22 protein-coding genes are annotated in these 22,618 nt (G+C 66.3%); 13 read left to right on the top strand and 9 right to left on the bottom strand.

Annotation, left to right across the window (positions count from 1 at the left end; all coding sequences use genetic code 11):
• Positions 1 to 84: 84 nt before the first annotated feature.
• The 4 genes from HDA45_RS01390 to HDA45_RS01375 are packed head-to-tail and all read left to right on the top strand — an operon-like array spanning position 85 to position 5,206.
• On the top strand, positions 85 to 1,485 hold the full coding sequence (locus HDA45_RS01390; protein WP_184891484.1) for an AfsR/SARP family transcriptional regulator: 1,401 nt from the start codon (positions 85 to 87) through the stop codon (positions 1,483 to 1,485).
• 6 nt (positions 1,486 to 1,491) lie between these two features.
• Positions 1,492 to 3,858: a hypothetical protein gene (locus tag HDA45_RS01385; RefSeq protein ID WP_184891483.1), complete on the top strand. Its 2,367-nt coding sequence runs from the start codon at positions 1,492 to 1,494 to the stop codon at positions 3,856 to 3,858.
• Positions 3,855 to 4,823 carry a hypothetical protein gene (locus HDA45_RS01380; protein WP_184891482.1) on the top strand — a complete coding sequence of 323 codons (969 nt, stop codon included), beginning with the start codon at positions 3,855 to 3,857 and terminating at the stop codon, positions 4,821 to 4,823. The genes HDA45_RS01385 and HDA45_RS01380 overlap by 4 nt, the downstream gene beginning before the upstream one ends.
• On the top strand, positions 4,820 to 5,206 hold the full coding sequence (locus HDA45_RS01375; RefSeq protein WP_184891481.1) for a hypothetical protein: 387 nt from the start codon (positions 4,820 to 4,822) through the stop codon (positions 5,204 to 5,206). Before HDA45_RS01380 ends, HDA45_RS01375 begins: the two co-directional genes overlap by 4 nt.
• A gap of 440 nt (positions 5,207 to 5,646) precedes the next feature.
• On the opposite strand, the gene HDA45_RS01370 is transcribed toward HDA45_RS01375, so the two are convergent.
• Positions 5,647 to 6,186 (bottom strand): CGNR zinc finger domain-containing protein, encoded by a 540-nt coding sequence (locus tag HDA45_RS01370; protein WP_184891480.1) that lies wholly within the window; start codon positions 6,184 to 6,186, stop codon positions 5,647 to 5,649.
• A gap of 64 nt (positions 6,187 to 6,250) precedes the next feature.
• On the opposite strand from HDA45_RS01370, the gene HDA45_RS01365 reads away from it, so the two are divergent.
• The 6 genes from HDA45_RS01365 (at position 6,251) to HDA45_RS01340 (ending at position 14,103) form a co-directional block, all read left to right on the top strand.
• Positions 6,251 to 6,889, top strand: a complete 639-nt coding sequence (locus HDA45_RS01365) for a haloacid dehalogenase type II (protein ID WP_184905194.1) — start codon at positions 6,251 to 6,253, stop codon at positions 6,887 to 6,889.
• A gap of 105 nt (positions 6,890 to 6,994) precedes the next feature.
• On the top strand, positions 6,995 to 7,459 hold the full coding sequence (locus HDA45_RS01360; protein WP_343071957.1) for a hypothetical protein: 465 nt from the start codon (positions 6,995 to 6,997) through the stop codon (positions 7,457 to 7,459).
• Positions 7,459 to 8,841 carry a hypothetical protein gene (locus tag HDA45_RS01355; protein WP_184891478.1) on the top strand — a complete coding sequence of 461 codons (1,383 nt, stop codon included), beginning with the start codon at positions 7,459 to 7,461 and terminating at the stop codon, positions 8,839 to 8,841. Before HDA45_RS01360 ends, HDA45_RS01355 begins: the two co-directional genes overlap by 1 nt.
• Positions 8,838 to 10,208 (top strand): VWA domain-containing protein, encoded by a 1,371-nt coding sequence (locus tag HDA45_RS01350; RefSeq protein WP_184891477.1) that lies wholly within the window; start codon positions 8,838 to 8,840, stop codon positions 10,206 to 10,208. Before HDA45_RS01355 ends, HDA45_RS01350 begins: the two co-directional genes overlap by 4 nt.
• Positions 10,209 to 10,228: 20 nt before the next feature.
• Positions 10,229 to 11,341: an ATP-binding protein gene (locus HDA45_RS01345; RefSeq protein ID WP_184891476.1), complete on the top strand. Its 1,113-nt coding sequence runs from the start codon at positions 10,229 to 10,231 to the stop codon at positions 11,339 to 11,341.
• Entirely contained in the window at positions 11,338 to 14,103 is a 2,766-nt protein-coding gene (locus tag HDA45_RS01340; RefSeq protein ID WP_184891475.1) for a DUF5682 family protein, read from the top strand. Before HDA45_RS01345 ends, HDA45_RS01340 begins: the two co-directional genes overlap by 4 nt.
• Before the next feature lie 41 nt (positions 14,104 to 14,144).
• On the opposite strand, the gene HDA45_RS01335 is transcribed toward HDA45_RS01340, so the two are convergent.
• Entirely contained in the window at positions 14,145 to 15,611 is a 1,467-nt protein-coding gene (locus HDA45_RS01335; RefSeq protein ID WP_184891474.1) for a carotenoid oxygenase family protein, read from the bottom strand.
• An 84-nt stretch (positions 15,612 to 15,695) separates the two neighbouring features.
• Here HDA45_RS01335 and HDA45_RS01330 point away from each other — a divergent pair, with 84 nt between their 5' ends.
• Positions 15,696 to 16,412, top strand: a complete 717-nt coding sequence (locus HDA45_RS01330; protein WP_184891473.1) for a TetR/AcrR family transcriptional regulator — start codon at positions 15,696 to 15,698, stop codon at positions 16,410 to 16,412.
• Here HDA45_RS01330 and HDA45_RS42985 read toward each other — a convergent pair.
• Positions 16,396 to 17,001, bottom strand: a complete 606-nt coding sequence (locus tag HDA45_RS42985) for a TetR family transcriptional regulator C-terminal domain-containing protein (protein ID WP_184891472.1) — start codon at positions 16,999 to 17,001, stop codon at positions 16,396 to 16,398. The two genes, HDA45_RS01330 and HDA45_RS42985, sit on opposite strands and share 17 nt — an antisense overlap.
• Positions 17,002 to 17,091: 90 nt before the next feature.
• Here HDA45_RS42985 and HDA45_RS01320 point away from each other — a divergent pair, with 90 nt between their 5' ends.
• Positions 17,092 to 17,964, top strand: coding sequence for an alpha/beta fold hydrolase (locus tag HDA45_RS01320; protein WP_184891471.1), 873 nt, complete (start codon positions 17,092 to 17,094; stop codon positions 17,962 to 17,964).
• Here the strand turns inward: HDA45_RS01320 and HDA45_RS01315 are convergent.
• Complete coding sequence (locus HDA45_RS01315) at positions 17,948 to 18,556, bottom strand: TIGR03086 family metal-binding protein (protein WP_184891470.1); 609 nt, start codon at positions 18,554 to 18,556, stop codon at positions 17,948 to 17,950. The two genes, HDA45_RS01320 and HDA45_RS01315, sit on opposite strands and share 17 nt — an antisense overlap.
• A gap of 70 nt (positions 18,557 to 18,626) precedes the next feature.
• On the opposite strand from HDA45_RS01315, the gene HDA45_RS01310 reads away from it, so the two are divergent.
• A complete protein-coding gene (locus HDA45_RS01310) occupies positions 18,627 to 19,055 on the top strand; it encodes a MarR family winged helix-turn-helix transcriptional regulator (protein ID WP_184891469.1) in 429 nt (142 codons plus the stop codon).
• Between the two features lie 3 nt (positions 19,056 to 19,058).
• Here HDA45_RS01310 and HDA45_RS01305 read toward each other — a convergent pair whose 3' ends face one another.
• From HDA45_RS01305 to HDA45_RS01285, 5 genes are read right to left on the bottom strand one after another with little or no spacing between them, the layout of a single operon-like run.
• Positions 19,059 to 19,496 carry a hypothetical protein gene (locus tag HDA45_RS01305; RefSeq protein ID WP_184891468.1) on the bottom strand — a complete coding sequence of 146 codons (438 nt, stop codon included), beginning with the start codon at positions 19,494 to 19,496 and terminating at the stop codon, positions 19,059 to 19,061.
• Positions 19,493 to 20,098 (bottom strand): TetR/AcrR family transcriptional regulator C-terminal ligand-binding domain-containing protein, encoded by a 606-nt coding sequence (locus HDA45_RS01300; protein WP_184891467.1) that lies wholly within the window; start codon positions 20,096 to 20,098, stop codon positions 19,493 to 19,495. The genes HDA45_RS01305 and HDA45_RS01300 overlap by 4 nt, the downstream gene beginning before the upstream one ends.
• Before the next feature lie 37 nt (positions 20,099 to 20,135).
• Positions 20,136 to 20,783: a GIY-YIG domain-containing protein gene (locus tag HDA45_RS01295; RefSeq protein WP_184891466.1), complete on the bottom strand. Its 648-nt coding sequence runs from the start codon at positions 20,781 to 20,783 to the stop codon at positions 20,136 to 20,138.
• On the bottom strand, positions 20,780 to 21,400 hold the full coding sequence (locus HDA45_RS01290; protein WP_184891465.1) for a YaaA family protein: 621 nt from the start codon (positions 21,398 to 21,400) through the stop codon (positions 20,780 to 20,782). The genes HDA45_RS01295 and HDA45_RS01290 overlap by 4 nt, the downstream gene beginning before the upstream one ends.
• 12 nt (positions 21,401 to 21,412) lie before the next feature.
• Positions 21,413 to 22,528 (bottom strand): DICT sensory domain-containing protein, encoded by a 1,116-nt coding sequence (locus tag HDA45_RS01285; protein WP_184891464.1) that lies wholly within the window; start codon positions 22,526 to 22,528, stop codon positions 21,413 to 21,415.
• Positions 22,529 to 22,618 lie beyond the last annotated feature (90 nt).

Below are 22,618 nucleotides of genomic sequence, written 5' to 3'. Positions count from 1 at the left end.
ACGGAGTGGGTGTGAAGCGACGTCCGTGGCGAGGTGCCCACCTGGGTGCGTGGCTACGAAGAACTACGAAAGAGGTGAAGCATCTTGCAGGAGAGCACCGTCGCTTCCGCTGATCAGCCGGTGATCTTTCGGTTGTGGGGAAAGGTTGAAGCTGTCCATGACGGCGAGCTTGTGCCGATGGGGTCACGACGAGAACAGGGCATGCTCGCCGGGCTGCTCGCGGCGAAAGGTTTGGAGATCCAGCGCGAGACCTTGAAGGCGTGGGCTTGGGATGACGAACCGGAGAGCGCCTCCGACGATCTCAGTCGGTTCATGTCAGAACTGCGCAAGCGTCTGCGGAAATTGGGTTTCGCGGACTCCTTGGTCAACAGGAACGGACTATGCCGGTTGGGCGTCCCTGCGGACTCGGTCGATGTGAACAGGGTGAAAGCCTTGACCAACGTAGAGAAGCGAGACGACCGCCACGCGGCTGTACTGCTGGCGCAAGCACTGCGTTTGTCGGAAGGGAAGCCGCTTGCGGGCCTTGATACTCGCCGGGTCAACAGCTATCGCAAAGAACTCGAAAGGGAGCGTCACGCGCTCAAGATCGCTTATCTCCGTGTGGAACTCAGACTGGGACGGTATCAGGATCACATCGGAGAGTTGAGCGGTCTGCTGGACGAACACCCCGATGACGCCGCGGTCACGGCTCTCATGATGTGTGCGCTTCACTTCGCAGGGAGAGACACAGAGGCGCTTGAGGTGTTCCGGAGACACCGTGGATACCTGAACGACGAACTCGGAATGGGTGCATCGCCTGAACTCGAAGGACTGGAAAAGTGTTTACTCAACAACGACTTGACGGCGGATGGTCGCGCGTACGCACTGGGGCGACCCTACTTGGCGAACGGAGATTCCCCAATGAGTCCCACTGAACCACTTCTGGTCGCGATTCGTCCTGACGCGGGCAGCCCCGAGGAGGTCCGGCGCGTGGCGTTCGAATCCTTTGGCGCCGGCAGTTTTCAGGCACGACAGGCGGAGGACTGTCTGCTCTGTGTTGTCTCTCCTGACGTGGCTCCGGTCGAGGTCATGGGTGTTTGGATGGACCGTCTTGTCCTGGGGATGCCGCACCGGGCGCAGGTTGGTATCGGAATGGGCAATGAGGTCGAGGTCTGCGACCTTGCGAGGTCCGCGTACGCCCGGTCAGTCCTCAACTGTGCCCCTGACAGCAACCTTGTCGTCGCGGTCTCAAATGAGTTGTACGAGCTTACATCCAGCCTGCCCGAGCTGCAGATCGATTCGTCCAGCTACCGGAAAGACGACAGAGGGGTCGCCGGCTGGGTACGTGTTCCAGGGTTGTCTGTCCCGCCCCGGCCGAGACCGGATGGACCAACTGAGGACGTCCGAATGGTGTCGTCCGCGTCATCTGGCCCGAACGTCGCCTTCAACGGAAAGACGAAGATCCGCACGCAGGTAGTCGCGTCGACCGTCGAGAATATCAAGTGATGACCTATGGCCGACGATGCGATCTCCGCCTCCGCCTCCGCCTCCGCCTCCGCCTCCGCCTCCGCGTCAGCTTCACCGAAACAGGGAACTGTTCCTGAATCCGGCAAGGCGATACCGACCGGAAAATCAGACCCTGACAACGCGAAGAAGGTTCCTGACGCGCCGAGAAAGACTCCCGAAACGGGGAAGAAGGCAGGCGAAAGCCGAACTGACGCCAAGGATCCTTTCGGAGCCGAGCGGCGTGAGGCGGAAGAGGCCTATCGAAACGGGATCCTGAGAACAGACGGAACGATGGCGTTCCTGCGTGATACGAAGATCAAGAAGCAGCATATCGGTGACGTCAACATCTTCAGCACTGGGCCACGTGCGCGCCGATCCAGCACGGTACTCAAGGAGTATCTCGTCCGGCTGCGCGCTCGGTATGTACAGGTGGTCGGGTATCACGGTATGCACGAAAGGCTGGTTGAGCGTCACCTTCTCGTTCTCGGGGGTCAAGATGGGACCGGCCGGTTCGCGACGGCACTGCATCTGCTCGATCAACTGAGTCGTGGCAAGGTCTCGAGGTTCGACGATGATCAGGACATCGAATCCTTGACCGACGCGGACTTTGAGAAGGAAGGCCGTGGATACGTCCTCGTGCTCGCTGGAGATGAAGCCGCAGGTCTGACTGAAGCGAACCTGGGCAAGCTGCGTGACCTGCTCGGCGAGCGCTCCTACTGCGTCGTCATCACCGACCGCGATGATCTCAAAGAGAGCAGCCTCGGTGGATGCGCTGCAGCATACAGTCCTCCGTTGGTAGTCGACTTACTAAAACGGCACATCGCTGAAGAAGTGCGAAAAGATGGAGAGATCGGTATGGCGCTCCGGCTGAATGAAATCGCGGCCGGAGCACGGTTCAAAGATGCGCTCGGCCCGGCGCCAAGACCGGCTGAGGTGGTTGAGATGGCCAGGCTGTTAGCAGACTACGGACGAGGTCGATTAAGTCCCGAGGAGGTCGAGACCCAGGCCAACCAGCTGGTTCAGGATCAGGTAGTGCAGTGGTTCGCTGGGCTGAGTGGCGCTCGAACCGAGCAAGCGCTTGAAAGGGAGCTTCGGCTGGCAGCTTTTCGGATCGCTTTGGCCGTCTTTAGCAAGTCGCCCTATCATATCGTCGCCAAAGCCGGAGTCTCTCTGGCGGAGAACCTTCTCAAAGTGGTCTCCCGGTCGTCCGACGACGAAGCTCGTGGACTTGGCGCAGCAAAGATGTCATTGTTTTCTGATGACCAGGCGCGGCGCCTGCCGGCTTGTCGGGCTGAACTCGTCGACGGCTGGCTCTCTTTCGGCGATGTTCGGCTTCCGGTAGATCTGGCGAAGTATGCGGATGACCGGTTTCCAGTGGTACTTCTCAGTCATGTTTGGCTGCATCATCACAATCTTCGGGGGGCCATGGTCACCTGGCTGCAGAAGCTGAGTGAGGATCCGCGGCCCACCATCTGGGTGCGGGCTGCGCAGGCAACAGGATTGTTCTGTTCTTTGGATTTCCACTTCACCTTCAATGAAACAATTTGGCCTGCGGCTGATGCTCGCGGCGCGAAGGCGGCACAGCGGAGGTTGTTCGCCGCCGTCGCGCTCGACCAGGCCGCACGAGATGAGCGGATGACGGAAGCGATCAGCGACCGGCTGAGAGGTTGGCGTCACGGTGGAACCGAAGCGGAGAAATGGACGACGGCGGCAACACTTGGTTACGACCTGGGCAGGCAAGCGATCCAAGTGACGCTGCGAGAGTTGCGTGTCCTCGGTACACCGTCGGAACAGCAGAGGGCATTGGATGAAGATGAAGGTGCTGATCTTGTAAGGGTCTCTGCGCGGAGTATCGCTAACCTGCTTGCCTTCGGCGAAGCTGAACCGATTCTTCAGCAGTTGGTCGAATGGATTGATGTCGACCAACGTAGCAGTGTTCGAGAGCTGGCCTGGTGGGCGATGCTGTACTCGATCGTCCTGCGTGGCTTCGACCTCGATGCGCTGAGAATTTCAGCCGGAAGGCAAGAACGATCTTTGCCAAGAGAGCAAGAGGGGTGGCCTCTGCTGCTGGCCCTGCAGGACGCCGAGCCGAGATTCACTGTGCAGATTGCTGAATTACTGCGATGGGGCTTACGGGGTCGTCGCGGTGATTTCGTTGCGAAGTCACTTTTCGGGTCGTGGATCCGAGCGGCTGAAAATGACGCCGAGTGCCTCCGTGCCCTTGTTGCGTTTGTCCCTTATCTTGTGCACGACGATGCCGACGCTAGTCGGCTGAGTTACCTGATAACCCGGTTGCAGAACGACTGGAGCGACCCTCTTGATAGCGAGGCTGCCACAGTACTGACAGCTGCCATTTCAAAGGAGACAGCATGACCAGATCCGAGATTGCCGAGGAGCCGCTCGCGCCTCCCGCTCGATCCAAGCCCGCTAGGAGAAAAGGGGTGACTGCCCGGTTGGGGCGACGTGAAGATGTCAGCCCGATCATCAGTGAGCGCCGGATCAAACGGTTCGAATTTCTCTACCGCCGGCTGCCCGTGACCGGCAGAGTCGCGCATGTGCTCGTGACGAGTGCCGGACGCCGCGTCGTTTGTCGGCCAGAGAAGCATCCGACAACGGGTGAACTCCTATGGAGTGGCTATCGCATGGCATACGACGTCGACCTCGGGGTCCATGTGGTCCAACTCGAAGCGACGTCACCCAGTGAGGGAGACAAGATCGCGTTCCGCGTTTCGGTAGATCTGATCTGGACGGTCGAGAGTCCGGAGAAAGTAGTGTCCGCCGGCATCAGCGACGTGCGCCTCGCGTTGGCGCCCTTCGTCCTGCAAAGTTTGCGCATGGTGACTCGAAAGTTCAAGATCACGGAGTCCGAGGATGCTGAAATGGCCGCGAATGCACGCTTTCGGAACTGCACTCTCGGGGCTAGGTTCGGCCTTTCGGTTGAAGTCTTCATCCGTTTGGCCATGGACGAACCGACCCTCAACCACGCGGCCATCCAGCGGAAGGTGGAGCTTTTCCGCGAGATCGTCGCCGCTGGCGACTTCCATCAGGCCGCACTCCAGCTCGCGTTGGCACCAGGTGATGTTAGTTCGGTCGTAGGTATGCTCCTCCAGGAGCGGGACTCGCACAGGCAGGCGGTCTTCGACTTCGTAACACGACTGCTCGAATCCGATGCGCTCGATCGTTGGCAGATCGATGATCAGGTACGGACCACGCTCCAGTGGCTTCGCGACTCCGGCTACAAGGTGCTCACGGGGAGCGACGAGGCGCGTAAGTTCTCCTACGGTGAGAACCACCGGGCGTCCGCGGCAGCCGGAGAAAATGGATCGAGCCCACAGTGATCGTCGGCCCGCTCATCCCGCCCGGTGTCGGTCCAGTGATAGTCGGAATGATCATCGGCTGTCTGATGACCCGCTGGATCGCGCCGTGGGCGCTGCGCCTGCTTGCCGCCTTCATCCAGTTGACCGTCGCGGTGCTCGCCACGGTGATGGTTCTCCCGGAGTTTCACTTGAGCACGGTGAGCAGGCGGCGCGATCGTGATCCACCTCAGTTCGCATACGACTATGGAGCCGCGGTCGGGTGGATGGCCTTGTTGATCCATCGGGTCGTGGGTTGGCTTTTGCGCGGTGCTGCGCGTGTGCTTCACGCGATCCCCGTCGCTGTGGTGGCGGTTGTTGCCGGCGTGGTGACGATCGCATGGTTACTTGACTTGATTTCTCTCTAGAAGGAGCTCTCAGAGCGGTCGCTGGTGGAAGTGAAATGCCGGTTGGTGGAGACGGCCAACTAGAATCCGTTCGTGAACCATCCAGGCCTGCCACACGTTCTTCCTTGAGGAGGGCGTACTCAGGAGCTGATTCAGGCGTGGGCCAAGCGTCTGGTTGGTGTCGGCCTGCTGCTTTGCTTGAACGTCCTAACCAGCACTGCCCATCAGGGGGCCAACGCACCCGAGGACGTCCGTGAGAACGAAGCCGCTCGCCCCAGTCGCAGCGCGGAGTGCACGTACGAGTCATTGTCGAACGTTGTCAGGATGAGCACGCGTGGCGCCGTCGAATCTGCCGCCACAGCTCACGAGGAGGAACGACGCGTACCTTCTTTCGCCGATCGGGGCGGTGCTGATGATGGGCTTGTACATCGCCCTTTCCTTGATCACTGGAGTGGCTGCCTTCAACCGCCGCGGCGCTTGATGCGTGCCCGGTGGTTGGCCACGTTGACGCGGTTGCCGCACAACCCCGGCATGCAGTATCGCCTCCGCCCAGGCCGCGTGGTGTCGATGAACGCGCCCCGGCAAGTAGGCGCGCCGCACGCGCGAAAACGTTCCGCGCCGAGAGTCTGGACGACGCCAAGGATCCCGACGCCGCAGATCAGGGACAGTGCGTCCGTGACTGTCGCGCTCGGCTGAAGCGAAACGGCCCACCGTGCGCTGTCGCTGTGAAGGGTGACGCCACCGGCCGTCGAGGTGAGCGCGAAAGCACCGTCGATGAGGCGTGCCCGGTCCGGGGCGTCGATCAGGCCTCGCACTGTGGTGCGCAGCCTATGGATGGCACGCAGATCACCGGACCGGGTGGGCTCGGGTAGAGAGTGTAGGGCTGCGAAGGCGGCGAGATCCGACAGGTGTTCTTCGCCGTGCCAGACTTCGGGAGCGGTGTTGACCAGCTCGGTAGCGATGCCCGCCGCCCAGATGTAATCGTCTAACGCTACTTGCATCCCTTACCAACCTCTCGTACGTTCACGGTTAAACACTACTTTAACCCTTACTGAGAGGTTGACCGTGGAGATCGACGCTTTGGTGTTCGACATACTCGGCACGCTCGTCGACGAGCCCGCTGGGATTCGTGCGGCCATCCGGCAAGCCGTGCCGGATGCCGACGCGGACGAGCTGGTCGACCAGTGGCTGGGCCATGTCGAAACCGAGCAGCGACGCATCGTCGCAGGAGACAGGCCGTACGCAGCGAGCGACGTTCTCGACCGCGAAGCAGCCAAGACAGACGCACTCGCGACGGCGGGCCGAAGGATGCCGCCCTGGTCCGACACCGTCGAAGGGCTCAACAGGCTGGCCGAACGGTTCCCGCTTATAGGCCTCTCCAACGCCAGCCGCACAACCCTGCTCCGGATGAACGCCCACGCCGGTCTCCGCTGGCATCAGGCGCTCTCCGCCGAAGAGGTACGGAGCTACAAGCCCGACCCGGCCGTCTACGAGCTCGCCGTCAAGGTGGCCGGCGCCCCGCCGGAGCGGCTGCTGATGGTCGCCGCCCACGCGTGGGATCTGAGGGGAGCGCAGAGCGTCGGTCTGCGGACCGCCTACGTCGCCAGGCCCGTCGGAGACCCTCCGTCGCCGGCCGATCGGTTCGATTTCTACGCCGAAGACCTCCTCGATCTGGCCGCTCAGCTCGGCGAACGGCACGCTTGATCAGAACTGTCGGTGCCTCCCGCTAGGTTCATCCCAGTCCCCACCGAGGCACCCCCGCAAGGAGAAGATGCGTTGTCAGACTGGGAAAGAGCGAGTACGGCACGGGTGTTGGCACCCGCTCGCCCGCGCAAGCTCGCCAAGGTCCCGTTCGTCGAACTGGCCGACGGACGGGTGCAGGGCGTGGTGTCCAGCGGATCGGACATCGGCCGTGTGTACGTCTCGTCGGTCGCGGCGAGCACGTACGAATTCGCCTGCAGTACCAACAACAACCGGCCCTGCGGCGGGGCGCGGGGCATGTTCTGCAACCACATCCTCGCCTTGCTCAACGAAGCCACCCTTCAGTACAGCGCCGAGCGTGTCGCACGTTATTTACGTGTCGAGCCTGAAGAATTGACCGCCCAGGCCATTTCGCAGACCATGAGCGCGACACGGCCGTCACAGGGGGACAACACCGCCGCCGCGTCCGTCTTCAGCCAGTTCCTGCGGCACTTGGCGTACCTGGAATTCGAGCCATCGACCGCGCCCGTGCCGGAACTGCAGTGGTTCCCGCCGACCAGGACGGTGGTGTGATGCGCACCGATCTGCTCACCGACCCCATCGCAGGTCTCGATGAGGCACTGTCGACCGTTGACGCCTTCGATCACGTGCTCGTCGCCGGGCTGCTTCGCCCTCAACAAGTCACTGGTTTGACCGAGTTGGCCGATGCCGTGTCCGGGTCGCCGCTGGCGGCACGGGTCGCCGAGGCGGCCGAGAAGACCGCGGCAGGCGCGGCGGGGGAGGAGCACTTCGTTTCCCTTGCCGCGGCGCGGATCGCGGTATTCGGCTCGGTGCATGACGCGCTCGCCGCCCGGGTGGCCGGAGCGACCGGGCGAACGTCCGAAGAGGACGCAGTTCCCGGCGCCGCCGGTGCCGAGTCACCGAATCTGCTGGCCGCCGCCCGTTCCTGGCTGTCCGATCTGGCCCGCGCGGGCTGGCAGGGCATCGACCACGACCTGATTTCGGCCTCGGCGCCGGTGATCTCCGCCCTGCTCGCGGAACCGGGCCTGCGCCGGCTGGCCGTCCTGCTCGACGGCTTCGCGGCCGAACTCGCGGCGTCTTGTCCTGGCGCTGCCTTGGACCGCGTCCCCGTCCGGCGCTGGGGTGACCTGTGGTCGCGCGGGATGCTGCTGACCGTGCCCGGCGTGGCGGCGGCGCCCGCGGTCGGCACCGTCACCGGCCGTCTGCTGCCGCTCGGGGTCGACCTGCTGGAACACGCGACGGCCGCGCAGGCCCAGGTCCACGCGGTGTTCGAGCCGGACGATGGCACCGCATCGCGTCTCGTGCGCGCGAGCGTCACCGTGCCGAAGCCGGACACGATCATCGGAGCCGGGATCTGGCAGTTGCTGCGCCCGCATCTGTCCCTGCTCACCGCAGTCAGCGAGGGGCGCTCGATGGACCTTGTCGAGATGCCGGTGACCGCCGAGGGCGACCTTCTGTGGCAGGACGAGCACGCTCGTCTCGGTGAGCTCGCGGATCCGTTCGCCACCGCGCGTGTCGCCCTGCCGAAAGCCGGAACGGCGCCGATCGCGCCGCTGGACAGGCATCCGGCGCGCATCGCCGTGCCCGTGTTCCTGGAGGGCTACGGCACCGAGGGCGACGAAGACGCCCTCGCGTTCACGTTCGCCGGGAACCGCCTCGCCGTCGAGACCGATCGGATCCCCGCCGCCGGTCCGCTCACCCCGAAGGCGGTCGCGATCTCGAGCGCTTGCATCGGCCTGATCCGGTGGGACGAAGGCGGTTTCCGGCTCCAGCCGCTCGCCGTGGAGACCACCGTGCGCAAGAAGACCAGCGGCGTGCACGCCGGTGCTTGGGCCGGCGGCACCACGGACAAGGCCGGGGTGAAAGCCGAGAAGGCGGCCACCGACGCCGCGGCCGTGCTGCGCGAGCGCGCCGGAAGGCTGTTGCGGAAATGACCGAATCCGAGGACAACCGCCGCCAGGTCCTGTACTGGCGGCTGCTCGCCCGGCTCTTCGACAACGACGAGCAGGCCGCGCTCGAATCGGCCAGCCTGGCCGTGGTCGAGGACATCGGCTTGCCGTCCGCGTTGCTGGATCCGAACGTCGCCGTCGACTCGGTCGTCCAGCGTCATCCGGAGCTTGCCGCCGAGTTCGACGGGCTGATGGTCCCCGAAGCCGAGGACGGCCGGGACAAGGCCGCGGAGGTACGCCGCGCGGCGTTGGTGTCGAAGGTGCTGCTCAACGTCTTCGCCCCGGCGCCCCACACCGTGACCGCCAGCCAGTTGTCGTGCTGGCAGGCCGACGCGGGCTGGTTCGAACGCGCGCTGGGGTGCCGTCCGGGCGAGCTGCGTGGCGGCCGCCCAGGTGGAGCTCCGACCGGGCTCGGCGGCACCGGCGGAGGTGGAGCGCCGGACTTGAGCACGCTGCTTCCGGCGATCGGTCCTGAACTCGGCGGCATCGAGGCGGACCTGGTCAAGCGGATGCAGTTGCGTGAGGTCCTCGCCGATCCCGCGCTCGCGGCGAAGCTGAGCCCGAGCATGTCACTCATCGAACAGTTGTTGCGGGACAAGGACAACCTGTCCGGAGTGGCTTTGGCCAACGCCAAATCGCTGATCCGCCGCTACGTCGACGAGATCGCGGAGGTCCTGCGGACCCAGGTCGAGAAGGCCTCGACGGGCAAAGTGGACCGCTCGGTCCCGCCCAAGCGCGTGTTCCGCAACCTCGACCTCGATCGCACCATCTGGAAGAACCTCACCAACTGGAGCCCGGAAGAGGAGAGGCTCTACGTCGATCGTCTTTACTACAAGCAGACCGCCAAGAAGACCACGCCGCAGCGGCTCATCGCGGTCGTCGACCAGTCCGGCTCCATGGTCGACTCGATGGTCAACTGCGCCGTGCTGGCGTCGATCTTCGCCGGACTGCCCAAAGTGGACGTTCACCTGATCGCCTACGACACCCAGGCACTCGACCTCACGCCGTGGGTCCACGACCCGTTCGAAACCCTGCTGCGCACCAATCTCGGCGGCGGCAACGACGGCATGGTCGCGATGGCGCTCACCCAGCCGAAGATCGCCGAGCCCGCCAACACCGTGGTGGTGTGGATCTCCGACTTCTACGAGACCCGCGTCGAGCAGCTTTTCGAGAGCATGGCCGCGATCCACCGGTCCGGGGCGAAGTTCATCCCGGTCGGCTCGGTCACCAGCGCCGGCCGGGGCAGCGTCAACCCGTGGTTCCGCGAGCGCTTCAAGGATCTCGGCACGCCGGTGATCTCCGGTCACATCACCAAGCTCGTCCACGAACTCAAGACTTTCCTCACCTCCTGAACTTCTCCGAAAGGCAAGACATGTCCGACGTGTTGCGTGCCCCCGCCGAACTCAAGTACGCCGAAGAGCTGGACTGGCTGGAGTCGGTCGACGACAGCCCCAAACCGTTCGCCTGGCGCCTGTCCCCGAAGATGCTGCGTCTGTTCATCCTCGGTTCCGAGCGTGCGGACGGCCTCGACCGCGAGATCTCGCAGAAGTGGTTCGGCGAGCGGAGCATCGTCGAGCGAGCCATCGTCACGCTCGCCTCCGACCGCGGGTTGCTGCTGATCGGTGATCCGGGCACCGGCAAGAGCTGGCTCGCCGAACTGCTGGCCGCGGCGATCTCGCGGAACTCCACGCTCGTCGTGCAGGGGACCGCTGGGACCACCGAGGACCACATCAAGTACTCCTGGAACGTGTCGATGGTCATCGCGAAGGGGCAGTCGCGTGACTCGATGATCCCGTCGCCGATCATGACCGCGATGGAGGCGGGTTCGATCGGCCGTTTCGAGGAGCTGACCAGGTCGACCAGCGACGTGCAGGACGCGCTGATCTCGATCCTGTCGGAGAAGTACATCTCGGTGCCGGAGCTGGACAGCGACGGCATCGTCTTCGCCAAGCCGGGCTTCTCGGTGATCGCCACCGCCAACAGTCGCGACCGCGGCGTCAACGACCTGTCTTCGGCGCTCAAGCGCCGGTTCAACTTCGTCCGGATCCCGGTGGTGACGAACAAGAAGAGCGAGGCGGAGATCGTCCGCTTCCGCACCGAGGAACTCCTGCGCCGTCACGAGATCGAGCTGGACGTGCCCCCGACGCTGCTCGATGTCCTGCTGCGCAGCTTCGGAGACCTGCGTGCCGCGGCGGCGTCGGCGGGCAGCGACGACGAAAAGCTGGAGTCCGCGTTGTCCACCGCCGAACAGATCGGCGTGCTCGAAGACGCGGTCCTGCACAGCAACTTCTTCGGAGAGAGCGCGCTGACAGCCCGCGTGCTCGCGTCCTCGCTGGTCGGGTCGCTCGCCCGGCGTGAGCCTGAGGATCTGGCGATCCTCAACAAGTACCTGCACGGCGTCGTCGAGCCGCGCAGCAAGGACGAGGGCGGGGACTGGCCGGAGTTCCTCGATGGCGGCCGCGACGCGATCGCCACACTCTCGTGAGCGGCGCCTTCGAGGCGTTACGCGGCCAGTTGCAGGAGGCCGCGGCCGCTTTCGCCGACGGGCCCGGCGCGCTGGAGGGCATCTTGCTCGGGCTCGTCGACGACGTCGACCGCGCGGTGAGGGAGCCTTTGGAGATCTTCCCGGTCTGCCACCATTCCCCGGCTTCGGCCGTGTCGATGGCGCGGCGGTTGCGGGAAAAGCAGCCGAAGGTGGTGTACCTCGAACTGTGCGAGGACATGGCACCGCTGCTGACCGAGCTGCGCAACTGCCGTCTTCCGGTGGCGGTGCAGGCCTTCGCGACGGACGTGAAGGGGTTCCCCGCCGAGTGGGCGCCGTTGTCGGTGGTCGCGCCGATCACCGAGGCTTCGGCGGAATACCAGGCGATCGCGTACGCCCTCGACACCCCGGGTGTCGAGCTCGTCCTCGTCGATCGGTCGGCCGACCACGTCTTCCAGTGGGACGAGCGTGAGCCGTCCCCCGAACCGGACGCGGCGTCCGCCGAGGAAGAGGCCGCGCTGCACGGGGACGCTGTCGGCGTCGAGATCGGTGACCTGCGGCCCCGGTTCACCGAACTCGAGGAGCACCTGCTGCGCCATGGGCGGGTACGGCACTGGTCGGAGTGGTGGCATCAGTACGTCGAGCTGACGCTCGGCGACAGCGACCACGACACCTATCGCCAGGTCATGTTCCTGATCGGGAGTCTGTTCCGGCGTCTCGCTCCCGGCGACACCCGCCGCGTGCGGGTGGACGAGGACCGCGAGCGCTACATGTGGACCAGGATGCGTGAGCATCTCGCCGCTTCGGGGGCCGATCCCGCGGACTGCCTCTACGTCTGCGGCGCGTTCCACGCGGCCAGCCGGGTCGCGGAGTTCGGCGTCGAAGGCACGGACGGGTTCGAGATCAGCCCGCGCAGTGCGAGCACCTGGCAATACGGGCTGATCCCGTCGAGTCACGCGTCGATCGAGGCGCAGTTCGGTCTCGCCGGCGGGTCGGTGTCGATCGCCGCGACGGAGTGGGCGAAGAACCTCAAGCGCACCAAGGTCAAGCAGTTCCAGCTGGACGGTCAGGTGGGTGGGCCGAAGCGGAAGAAGCCCGCGGAGTTGCCCGCGCCCGCATCGGATCCGGTGGCAGTGGATCCATCGGACCAGCTTTCCGGTTTCCTGCAGCGACCTCCGGTCCTGGACCGGCTGGACGAGGCCGAACTGCTGGGCTGGTCGGTCGAGATCGTGCGGGCGGCACGCCGCAACGGCTATCTGTCCTCGACGGCCGACGCCATCGCGGTGTTCGAGACCTCGATCCTGCTGGCTGGCCTGCGAGACCGGGCGAAGCCCACGCCGTACGACTTCCAGGACGCCGCGGTCACGTGCATCGAGAAGGACGTCGTCCCCGGTAGACGCGACGTGCGCCGTCTCGTCGAGATCATGATGGGCGGGGACCGGATAGGTCAGGTCGGCTACGACGCGTTGCCACCGCTGGCGCGCGACGTGCACGACAGGCTCGAGCCGCTGAACCTCAAGCTACAGCAACGAGGTGTTCAGCGGGCGCTGCTCGACATCGCCTCGCGGCCGGAGCTGGAACCCTGCTCGGACCTGTTGTGGATGCTGCGGTACCTGATGCCGCACGGCGCCGCGCGGCCGATCATGGGGGAGCGGCGGCTCGGCGAACGGCCGATCCAGGAGTCGTGGGATCTCGCGCTGGGCACCCACCAGCGGGCGCTGATCGAGCTGGGTTACGAGGGCGTCAGCATCGAACAGGTGCTGGAACAACGTCTTCGACGTGCCGCATACCACCCGCAGGCCACCGCGGCGAAGGTGCTCGAAGCCGTCGAGGACGCGACGCGCTACTTGCGCAGCGCCCGGCTGGCGGGGGAGCTGGGCGCGCGGGCGCTGGAGGTGCTGGCCACCGAACGCACGGTCGACGGCGCTCCCGAAGTCCTGCGGCGGGTGCGGAGGCTGCTGGCGCACTACCGGACCAGCGAGCCGGTGCTGCCCCGGTGGATCGAGGACTTCGTCAAGACGGGGTACGCGCACTACTGCACCCTGCTTCCGGCGGCCTTCACCGACGAGGAGGCCGGTGTCGAGCAGGTCGCCGCGATGCTGGGCTTCCTGTTCAGCATGGAGGCGCTCGCCTTGTCGCTCGGCTGCGACCGCACCCAGCTGGAGCTGGCGATCGCCGGATCGCATCCACAGGAGCCGTCGAAGGTGGCGTTGCTGTGGGCGGCACAGGTCCAGCTCGGGCACCTCTCGCGCGCGGACTTGCGCGAGCGTTGTGCCGGGCTGCTGGCCAACCCGTTGGTGCTCCCCGCTTATCCGCGTTACCTCAGCGGATTCGTCCACGCGTTGGAACCGGCGCCGGGGTTGGCCGACTTCGTCGTCGAGGCGGTGTCGAACGCCTTCGCCGAGCTCCCGGACAGGTTGCTGCTGCCGTGGTTGCCGACGTTGATCACGACGTTGCGATCACGAGGTGCGGAGCTCGTGCCGCTCCTCGTCCGGGAAGCCGGACGACTGTTCCCCGGACGGCTCGCGGCGCTCGACGAATGGGTCCCGCCCTGGAAGAACCAGCCGGAGCCGGTCGCGGCGAGAAGGACTACCGGCGGGAGCGGCCTCGCGTTGCTGGCCGCGCATCCGGCGACCTGTGACGCCGTGGCGGATCTGCTGGGCTGCGACGAGCCATGGGGGAGCACCGCGCCCACAGGCTTGACGCTGCTCGAGCGTCATCCGGACACCGCGGCCGCGCTGGAGGGGGTGCTCACCGGGGTATGACCGGAGGGCGGTCGCCGGGTGCCCGGCGACCGCCCGATCCCTCAGTCGGCGACCCAGCTGCCGTGGAAGCCCAGCGGGACGGGCCGCGGCAGGTGGATACGTGCCAACGGCTTCGCGGTGAAGTCCTGCGCCGAGAGGATCACCAGATCCGAGGCGTTGCGGTCGGGGTTGTTCACGTAGGCGAGCGCGTAGCCGTCGTCCTCGGACTTGCTGTGGGACGACGGCACGAATACCGCTTCGCTCGCGTCGGCGCCCCGGCCGAAGCGGTGCACTTCGGAGCGTCCTCCGGTCAGGTCGTGCTTGATCAGAGCGTTGCCGAAGGTGTCGGCGGGCTTGTCCAGGTAGACATCGAACAACTCGCCGGGGGAGGCCGAATACCCGTACCGGTGCCGTCGTGACACCAGGCTTTCGTTGACACGCGGGAATTCCTGCGGCCGGTCGTCGAGGACACGGCGCCGCACCCGTCCGTGCGTCAAATCGATCGTCCAGCGCTCCAGCACCGGCGGGCCCGACGCGGACGGGCCGCCGAAGCCTTGCCTACCGGCGACTTCGAACGGCGCGGGCATCGTGGTCAGGTCGACCACCACCGTGGAGCCCTGCTCGTAGGCGTTGAGCGTATGCGAGTAGAACACCGGATCCACGCCGAACCAGCGGACCGGACCGCCCTCGCGTTTCATCACCCCGACCCTGGCCGGGTGATCCGAGTTCCACTTGTAGGGCACGACTTTGCCCGGCTGCGGGTCGAAAGTGACCGGCACGTCGAACACGACCACGTAGTTCTTCGTGAGCCCGAAGTCGTGCATCATCGGACTGTCGGTGACCGGGATCCGGGTCGTCCGCACCACGCGGCCGGTTCTGTCGATCATCAGATGCCGTACGTGGTCCCAGATCGGGTGGTAGGTCACGGCGTGCAGTTCGTCGGCATGGGCGTCGAACTTGGTGTGCGCGGTGTAAGACCCCTCCAGCGAACCGCTGAAATCGAACGGTCCCAGCGTGTTCAGTTCTCCGTCGAGTTCGTATGGCGGTGCGCCGGACTCCTGCAGGGTGAGGATGCGACCGTGGTGGCTGATCACGTGCGTGTTCGGCGCGAAGTCCTGCTCGGGCACCGGCCACGGGTAGCGCTCGCCCAGCTTCGCCGCGACGCCGGAGGAACGCACCCAGCGGTTGCGGTACCACTCGGCCTTGCCGTCGCGCAGCCGGACGCCGTGCACCATTCCCTCACCCAGCATCCAGTGGTGCGCGCGCGGATCCTCGAGACCGAGGACGTTCGGCCCGGTGCGCAGGTACCGCCCGCAGAGATCCTTCGGGATGCGGCCGGTGACCGGCAGGCCGAACGCGGTCACCTCCTCCTTGACCGGCGCGAAAGCGCCCTCGATGAAGGGGAAGTGCTCCTTCGTCGCGCTCTGCCCGGCCGAGGCGGAGCCGACGCTTCCATAGGTCGCGGCGACCCCGCCGATGGCCAGTGCCGCCGCTCCGCGAAGCACGTTCCGCCTGTTCGGTTCGCTCATGATCGATCCCCCAAAACCGGAAGTTAACTGTGTATGCCATGAACAGTGTATGCCTTTACTGGTTTTGGGTGCAACAATGCCCCGATGGACGACAAGATCGAGTTGCTGCCGCCGGGTACCGCGCTGGCCTGGGGGTACACGCCGGCGCCCCGGCGGGGGCCGAAACCGGGATACAGCCTCGAGCAGATCGTCGACGCGGCCATCGCGCAGGCCGACGCGGAGGGTTACGCGGCCCTGTCCATGCCGTCGATCGCCAAGCGACTCGGCATCACCGCGAACGCGCTCTACAGGTACCTGAGTTCCAAGGAGGAACTGCTCGTCCTCGTCGCCGAATCGGCTTGGGGGCCGCCGCCCGAGTCTCCATCCGGTGACTGGCGGGTGGCCGTCACCGTCTGGGCTCGCACGCTCCTCGAACGGAGCCGCCGCCATCCGTGGCTGATCGACCTCCCGGTGCGCAACGCGCCGACCACGCCGAACCTGTTGGGCTGGCTGGAGAACTTCCTGGAAGCGATGGCGGACACGGGCTTGAGCACCCGCGACGTGATGGGTTGCACGGTGCTCGTCGACGGCTGGGTGCGCAGCACCGCGGCCTTGCTTCGTGACATCGACGCGGGCGCTCCCGAGCGGACCCTGGCGTTGAGCGAGTTCCTGGAGCCGCGCCTGCAGGAACGGGGCTACTCACGCGTCGCCACGGTGATCTCCGGTGAGGCGTACAGCGAAGAAGGCATCGACGACAGCGACATCGAATTCGGCCTCGGTCGCATCCTGGACGGTATCGAGGCGCTCATCGCGCGCCGGTGAACACCCCGTCGAGCCGGTAGTCGACGATCTCCGCCGCGCGCTCCGCGGTATAGGCGTCGACCAGGATCCCGGTGACGAGGCCGGCGGACATCGTCGCGAGCGCGTCGGCCTCCAGCCGGGGGTCGAGATGGGCCGGGATGTCGCCCTTCGCCTGGGCCTTCTGCAGTAGTTCGGTGAGTGCGCGGATCAGGTGGGGCAGAAGCGGTTCCTGTTCGGGATCTTGACTTCCGCGGGTGACGTCGACGGCGAAGTAGGCGATCTGGACCGCGGCCAGCCTGCGGCGGCGTTCGCCGTCCGGCAGGACGCCGGTCAGGTAGGCGCGCACGATGGTGCGCTCGTCCCCGGTCGCCATCGCTTCGACGATGCCCTTCCCGGCGATCTCGCCGGTCAGTTCGACGATCCGCTGCCAGGCGAACCGCAGCATCTCCTCCTTGGTCGGGAAGTAGTACTGGACCAGGTTCATCGAGATTCCGGCCTCGGAGGCGACCGCACGCAGCGTGACGGCTTGCAAGCCTCGGGCGGCGGCGATCCGGAAGAGTGCCTCCGCGATCTCGCGCCTGCGTTCAAGGTGGTCGACACGTTTCGGCACGCGATCACTCTGCCATGTCGTCGAGAGGTGGCCGAAGTGGCCACCGACTGTTATGGTGCAAGTGCACCATAAAAACTTCGAGGAGGCACGATGCTGGGGGAGTTCACCGACAAGAAGGCGGAGGAGCGCTTCTTTGTCACCTATGACGCGATCCTGCGGAAGTGGCCGATTCCCGCCGAGGAGCTGGACATCGAGACGAGATTCGGCCCGACGCGGGTCCGGCGCTGCGGCCCGGAGGACGGCCCGCCGGTCGCGCTGCTTCCCGGCGGGATGGGCACGTCACTGTCCTGGTATCCGCACATCGCCGAACTCGCCGTCCGGCACCGGGTCCATGCCGTCGACACCATCGGCGAACCAGGACGATCGATCCAGACCGCGCCCATCGAGTCCACAGAGGACTGTGCGGAGTGGCTCGCCGAGGTCGTCGATGGGGTGCTCGCGGGAACCGGCCACGAAAAGGTCCATCTCGCCGGAGTTTCGCGAGGTGGCTGGCTCGCCCTGAACCTCGCCTCCCGGGCGACCGACCGGATCGCCGGTGTCATCACCTTCGAAGCCTCGGGGTTCGGTGCGATCGGCCGGAGCTTCATCTGGTGGAGCCTCCGCGAGATCTTCCGCTGGTTCCTGCCGAAGTGGCTGCTCCGGCTGGTGTCGTCCGGGGATCCGGAAGTGCGGCACACCGTGCGGCCACTGCTCTTCGCCGCTCTCAAGTACAAACAGCGCCTCCCCGGGATGCACCTGTTCAGCGATGACGAGCTGTACGCGATCGACGTGCCCACCCGGATCGTCGTCGCCGAACGCAGTGTCATCCACGACGCCCGCGCGGTGGCGGCCCGGCTGGAATCCTTGAGTCCGCACATCCGCGTCGAGGTCGTGCCCAAGACCACTCACGGACTGTCCCTCGAGAAGCCCGAACTGGTCACCGCCCGGATTCTCGAGGCCGTGCCGGTCAGGCCTGGGGTGTGACGTCCGGCCAAGACGGGGAGCGTCCCAGCAGGGCGACGATCGTGTCCAAATCGGACTTCCCCGCCTCGTCGACGGCCGGGCCGAAGGCGGCGCCCGGCGCCTTCCGGTTCTGGCCGTTCGGGATCGACTCGGCGAATCCCAGTCCGGCGTCGAGCACCTCCTGCTGGAACTCGACGGGCAGGCCGAGAGTCTTGGCCACGTCCCACGAATGCACCAGGTAGTCCACGAAATGGAAGCCCAGTGCCTGCTCCGCGGTGAAGGTGATCTCGGTGGAGAACTCGGGAAGCGCGAACTTCCGGTCGGCCAGGTCGTGGGGGACGAAGGCGTTCAGCACCCGCTTGACCGAGGCGCGGTAGGTGGCGATGGGGTCGTCGCCCAGCGGGAGCAGGCGCCAGTAGTCGAGGTGGCTCTCGCCTTCGGCCGCGGCGGCGAAACCGTGGTGCTGGGTGGTCATATGCGCCAGCAGGCCGTGGAGGGTCCAGGCGCTGCACGGGGTCGGCTTGGTCAGGTCGGCCGGGGTGATCTCGGCGACGAGGTCGAGGCTCGTCCGGGTCACGATGGCGTCGAGGATGCGAAGTTCATCGGTATGCATGCGCTTATCATCTACGTATGCATACGAGTTCGTCAACCGGTTTCGCGAGTCCGGTCGGTATGGTCTGCGCATGGCGGAGCAGGGGAGGCCGGATCTCGCGGCGATGCTCGGCGGGCTGATGCGACGGCTGATGAACGCCGAGACGCCGGTGCTGGCCGAGCACGGGTTGACGATGTGGGGCTATGTGGTGCTCAGCGCCCTCGACGACGGGCCCGTCCGCACGCAGGCCGCGCTCGCCAAGGCGATCGGTGCGGACAAGACCCGGATCATCGGCACCCTCGACACACTCCAGGAAGAGGGCCTGATCACCCGCGAGCCCGACCCGAAGGATCGCCGGGTCCGGTTGCTGGGGATCACCGACGACGGCCGCGCCGCGCGGAGGTCGGCCCAGTCGCGAATCCAGGAGCAGGAGGAGCGGCTCCTCGAACAGCTTTCCGCCGCCGATCGCAAGGCGTTCCTCCGTGCCGCGCTGGCGCTTTCCGAAGCTCGCTGGCCGTAAGCGTCACCCAGTGGCGGGACGGCGAGCGAACCAGCCGGCGTAAGTCAGCAGCAGACCCAACGCGGCCAGGGCTCCGAAGAAGACGCGGGCGGCGGTCATCGCGACGGGGGAGAGCATGGTGGCGTCGACCCCGGACCGGATCGTCGCGGGCGTCGCGATGAGCAGGAAACCGCGGATGGCGACGAACCAGCCGAACAGGGACACGGTGACCGCGAGGGGCCCGCGCCAGCTGCGGTGCCCGCCGATGATGACGAGCCCCGCGGCGAGCATCATCGCGCCCAGCAACAGCATCAGGCCGGGCTGATCGAACAGGTCGCCGGTGAGGCCCTGGAGTTCGGGCAGGCGGATCGCGTAGATGGTGGTGAACGTGGCGACGTAGGGGCCGATCACGCGGGCGAACGCCCGGGTTCGCCGCTGTGCTTCCGGGCTCGCTGTGGTCATGGCGCTGTTCCTTCCTCTGGACGCGGCCGATAGCCGACTTGGCGGAGCACGTCGCGGAGGAAGTCCTCGGTCTCCGCCGGCGTGCAGGTGTCGGGGCGGGTGGCGAGGTGCTGCCAGATCGCGCCGGTGAGCAGGTCGAGCAGGACTTCCAGGTCGACGCCGGCGGGGAGGTGCCCGCTGTCGCGGGCACGGGCGAACACGTCCCGGCGGGCCTGATCGCGATCCTTGCCGAACAGGTCCTGATACGCCTTGGCGAGTTCCGGCAGGTCCTCGATCGCGCCGTAGACGCGGCGGAGGAGCCGGCGTTGCCGCGGATCGGCGACGACGGTGGCCCAGCTTTTCACCAGCTGTTCGACGTCGGCGATTTCCGGGATCGGTGGGGGATCGCCGTAGGCGGCTTCGAGCGCGGCGATCAAGAGGCGGGTTTTGTCCGGGAAACGGCGGTACACGGTCGCGCGGGTGACTCCGGCGCGGCGCGCCACCTGTTCGATGCTGGTCGCGGTGGCGCCGGATTCGATCAGCAACTCGAGCGCGGTCTCGAGAATCGCCGCGTCCGCTTCCCGGCTGCGCGGCCTGCCGGGCGCGCGGTCTTCTGAAGTCACCTCATTAAGATACAGTGCAGACCTGTATTGTAAATAGTCAGACGAGCTTCCGGAACGAGATGAGGAAGCCGGGGTCGTAGTCCTCATCGACGTGGTTCACGTTCCACAGTCCCGAGTCTCGGACCTTGCCGCTGAGCGCGTGATGGCCGAGCCAGGTGTAACTCGGCCGATCGGGGGCCCCGCGGAGGTTGGAGAGCAGCGCGATGCTGTTCCGTTCGAGGTGAGCGCGCAGATCGGCGGTATGGACCGCGAGCCAGAGAAACGGCATCCTGCCCAGGTGGTCGCTGACTTCGCGTTCGATCTCGGACTCGGCAGCGGCCCATTCCGGAAGTCGAGGCCGCGCGGTCCACGCGGTCAGCAAGGGGCCGGGTGCGTGATCGCGCCTGATCAACGCTGTCCCGATGTGGTGCCGGAAGATCGACGCGCGATGGTTTTCGCCGCCCTTCAGCGTCCCGCGATGCTGCGCGAGGCGCTGCCATAACTTCGTCCGGCTGGTGGCGCTGAGGCCGTGGGTGCCGACGCGGACCACCCTCGGTGTGCTGTCGGCGCGCAGTTCGCCGTCCTCGAAGAAGAAGTAGACGCCGTGACTCGGCCAGCCATCCCGGCCGGTCGCCTCACGCAGCCGCCGAGGAGTGCCAAGCCGATCGAGCAGGGTGTAGAACTCGGCGAGATCCGTGTCTCTCATCCCAGCTTCTCCACGACCATGCCGGCCGGGTAGTCCGACGGCGACCCGCGCCACCACGCGCCGAAAGCCCGCGCCAGCCGTCGCGGTACCTCGATCTGCGCCCCGCCGTCGTGGAAGTCGATCGTCACCAGCACGGCCCCGATCTCCGTTTCACCCCAAGGGATCCGCCGGATCAGCTTGGCGTAGTCGGCGCTGGCGGACACGAACGTGACCACCTTCGCCGCACCGATCCGGCGCGCTTCGCCGATGACAGCGTCCTCGAGGACGCCTGTCGGCCAATCGCTGAGCCTCAGTTTCCGGTCGTAGTAGGGGATCGGCTCGTCGGCGCGCAGGATTCCGTAGCCACCGCTGAGGATCAAGGTCCGCCCGTGCTCGACGGCCTCGCCCAGCGCGCCGTCGACGTTCCGGTAGAAGTGCCCGCTGTAGCGGAGCCAGGCCGGCCGCAGTCCGCCGTCTTCGACCTTGGACTTCGCCAGGACATCCGCCCGCGCGCGAAGCATCGGTTCCGGCCAGACAGTGCCGTTTTCGGGCGTCGTGCCTCCCCGGGTCTTGCCCTTCGAGCAGCCGAGGATCGTCAACGCTTCACGCGGATCGATTGCGTCCAGGGCGTTTTCCACGGAGGAAACCTATCACCGGAACCAGGTCGAACCGCCGCCGTTCGGCGACGGGAGCATGCCGTGACTCGGCGGCCACAACGCCGCCGTCGGCACCTGCTTCAGCTGTGCGCGCAGGGAATGCACCGGCAGCGGCCGTTTCCTGGTGAGCATGGTGGTCGTCCTCGGGTGCAGATCCACGAACGGGTACGTGGCGTGGAGGGCGCCGAGCCGTCGTTCGAGCCGCAGGCTGCGTTCGGTCAGGTCGGCCGCTTCCAGCGCGGGCTGGACGAGCAGGAATTCTTCGGTGCCGAGCCGGACGGCCTTGTCGAGCGGGCGCAGGTCTTCGCGGATCAGATCCGCGATGTTCTGCTCGGTGTGCATCCTGACCCGGTTGCCGTGGCGCCGCTCGACTTCGGTGAGGTCGTCGACGGTGATGAGGATCAGGCCGAGCGGAACGGTGTCGGTCGACGCGCCCAGCCAGCCGGCGATCCCGGCCATGGTCGCCAGGCCGGTTTCGGGATCGGTCGCGAGGGCGGGTTCCTCCGGTTTCGGCGCCGGTCGTCGTTCCAGGCGGGCGGCGAGATGACGCAGCGCCGCTTCAGCGCGGTTCTCGACCGGCGCGGCGGCGGGGGTCGTCACGCTGTTCAGGACCTCGTCGATCTTGATCCGCGCGGTGGGCGGCAGCCGATCGCCGAGCGCGTCGCGCAGCCGGACGACTTCGGCGTAGGCCTCGTCCCGGCGGAAACCCCAGCGGCCCTGGAAACGCCGCGCCGCTTCGACGGACGTCGCCGAGGGGTCGACGTCGTCGAGATCCTGGGCGACGACCGAGCCGCCGAACGTCGGGGTGAGCACCGCGACCGACCATTCGCGGGCAAGGCTCTCGTCGGCGCGCAGCAGGACGGGGGTCACGCCGTGCGGCAGGTCAGGGCGGCCGGAATCGACCATGCCGACGACGGTCACGGCCGCGCGACGGGCGATCCTGGCGTAGACCTCGCGTTCCCGCTCGAAGTACGGCAGTCGCTGGAAAAGCGCGAGGACGACCATGTTCTCGTCGGTGCCTTCGGCGAGCGCGGCCCGTTCAACCGCGTGCGAGGCGATCACCAGCGCGCGTTTCGACAGCACGCCGGCGCGCGCCTCTCCGTCGGTCATCGAATGCATCGCTTCCGTGTGGGGACGAGCTCATCAGGCTAGAAGAGCGGGCGACCCCCGCCTAGCTACACGATGGTGTGACCCTCGCTG

This window comes from Amycolatopsis umgeniensis, assembly GCF_014205155.1.
Classification (GTDB): domain Bacteria; phylum Actinomycetota; class Actinomycetes; order Mycobacteriales; family Pseudonocardiaceae; genus Amycolatopsis; species Amycolatopsis umgeniensis.
This window is presented reverse-complemented; position numbering and strand designations above follow the sequence as displayed.

Coding starts and splice junctions, on each gene's coding strand:
- HDA45_RS01385 (WP_184891483.1), top strand. CDS start 1,492: ATGGCCGACGATGCGATCTCCGCCTCCGCCTCCGCCTCCGCCTCCGCC.
- HDA45_RS01380 (WP_184891482.1), top strand. CDS start 3,855: ATGACCAGATCCGAGATTGCCGAGGAGCCGCTCGCGCCTCCCGCTCGA.
- HDA45_RS01370 (WP_184891480.1), bottom strand. CDS start 6,186: ATGCAAGTAGCGTTAGACGATTACATCTGGGCGGCGGGCATCGCTACC.
- HDA45_RS01355 (WP_184891478.1), top strand. CDS start 7,459: ATGCGCACCGATCTGCTCACCGACCCCATCGCAGGTCTCGATGAGGCA.
- HDA45_RS01350 (WP_184891477.1), top strand. CDS start 8,838: ATGACCGAATCCGAGGACAACCGCCGCCAGGTCCTGTACTGGCGGCTG.
- HDA45_RS01345 (WP_184891476.1), top strand. CDS start 10,229: ATGTCCGACGTGTTGCGTGCCCCCGCCGAACTCAAGTACGCCGAAGAG.
- HDA45_RS01335 (WP_184891474.1), bottom strand. CDS start 15,611: ATGAGCGAACCGAACAGGCGGAACGTGCTTCGCGGAGCGGCGGCACTG.
- HDA45_RS01330 (WP_184891473.1), top strand. CDS start 15,696: ATGGACGACAAGATCGAGTTGCTGCCGCCGGGTACCGCGCTGGCCTGG.
- HDA45_RS01320 (WP_184891471.1), top strand. CDS start 17,092: ATGCTGGGGGAGTTCACCGACAAGAAGGCGGAGGAGCGCTTCTTTGTC.
- HDA45_RS01315 (WP_184891470.1), bottom strand. CDS start 18,556: ATGCATACCGATGAACTTCGCATCCTCGACGCCATCGTGACCCGGACG.
- HDA45_RS01310 (WP_184891469.1), top strand. CDS start 18,627: ATGGCGGAGCAGGGGAGGCCGGATCTCGCGGCGATGCTCGGCGGGCTG.
- HDA45_RS01305 (WP_184891468.1), bottom strand. CDS start 19,496: ATGACCACAGCGAGCCCGGAAGCACAGCGGCGAACCCGGGCGTTCGCC.
- HDA45_RS01295 (WP_184891466.1), bottom strand. CDS start 20,783: ATGAGAGACACGGATCTCGCCGAGTTCTACACCCTGCTCGATCGGCTT.
- HDA45_RS01285 (WP_184891464.1), bottom strand. CDS start 22,528: ATGACCGACGGAGAGGCGCGCGCCGGCGTGCTGTCGAAACGCGCGCTG.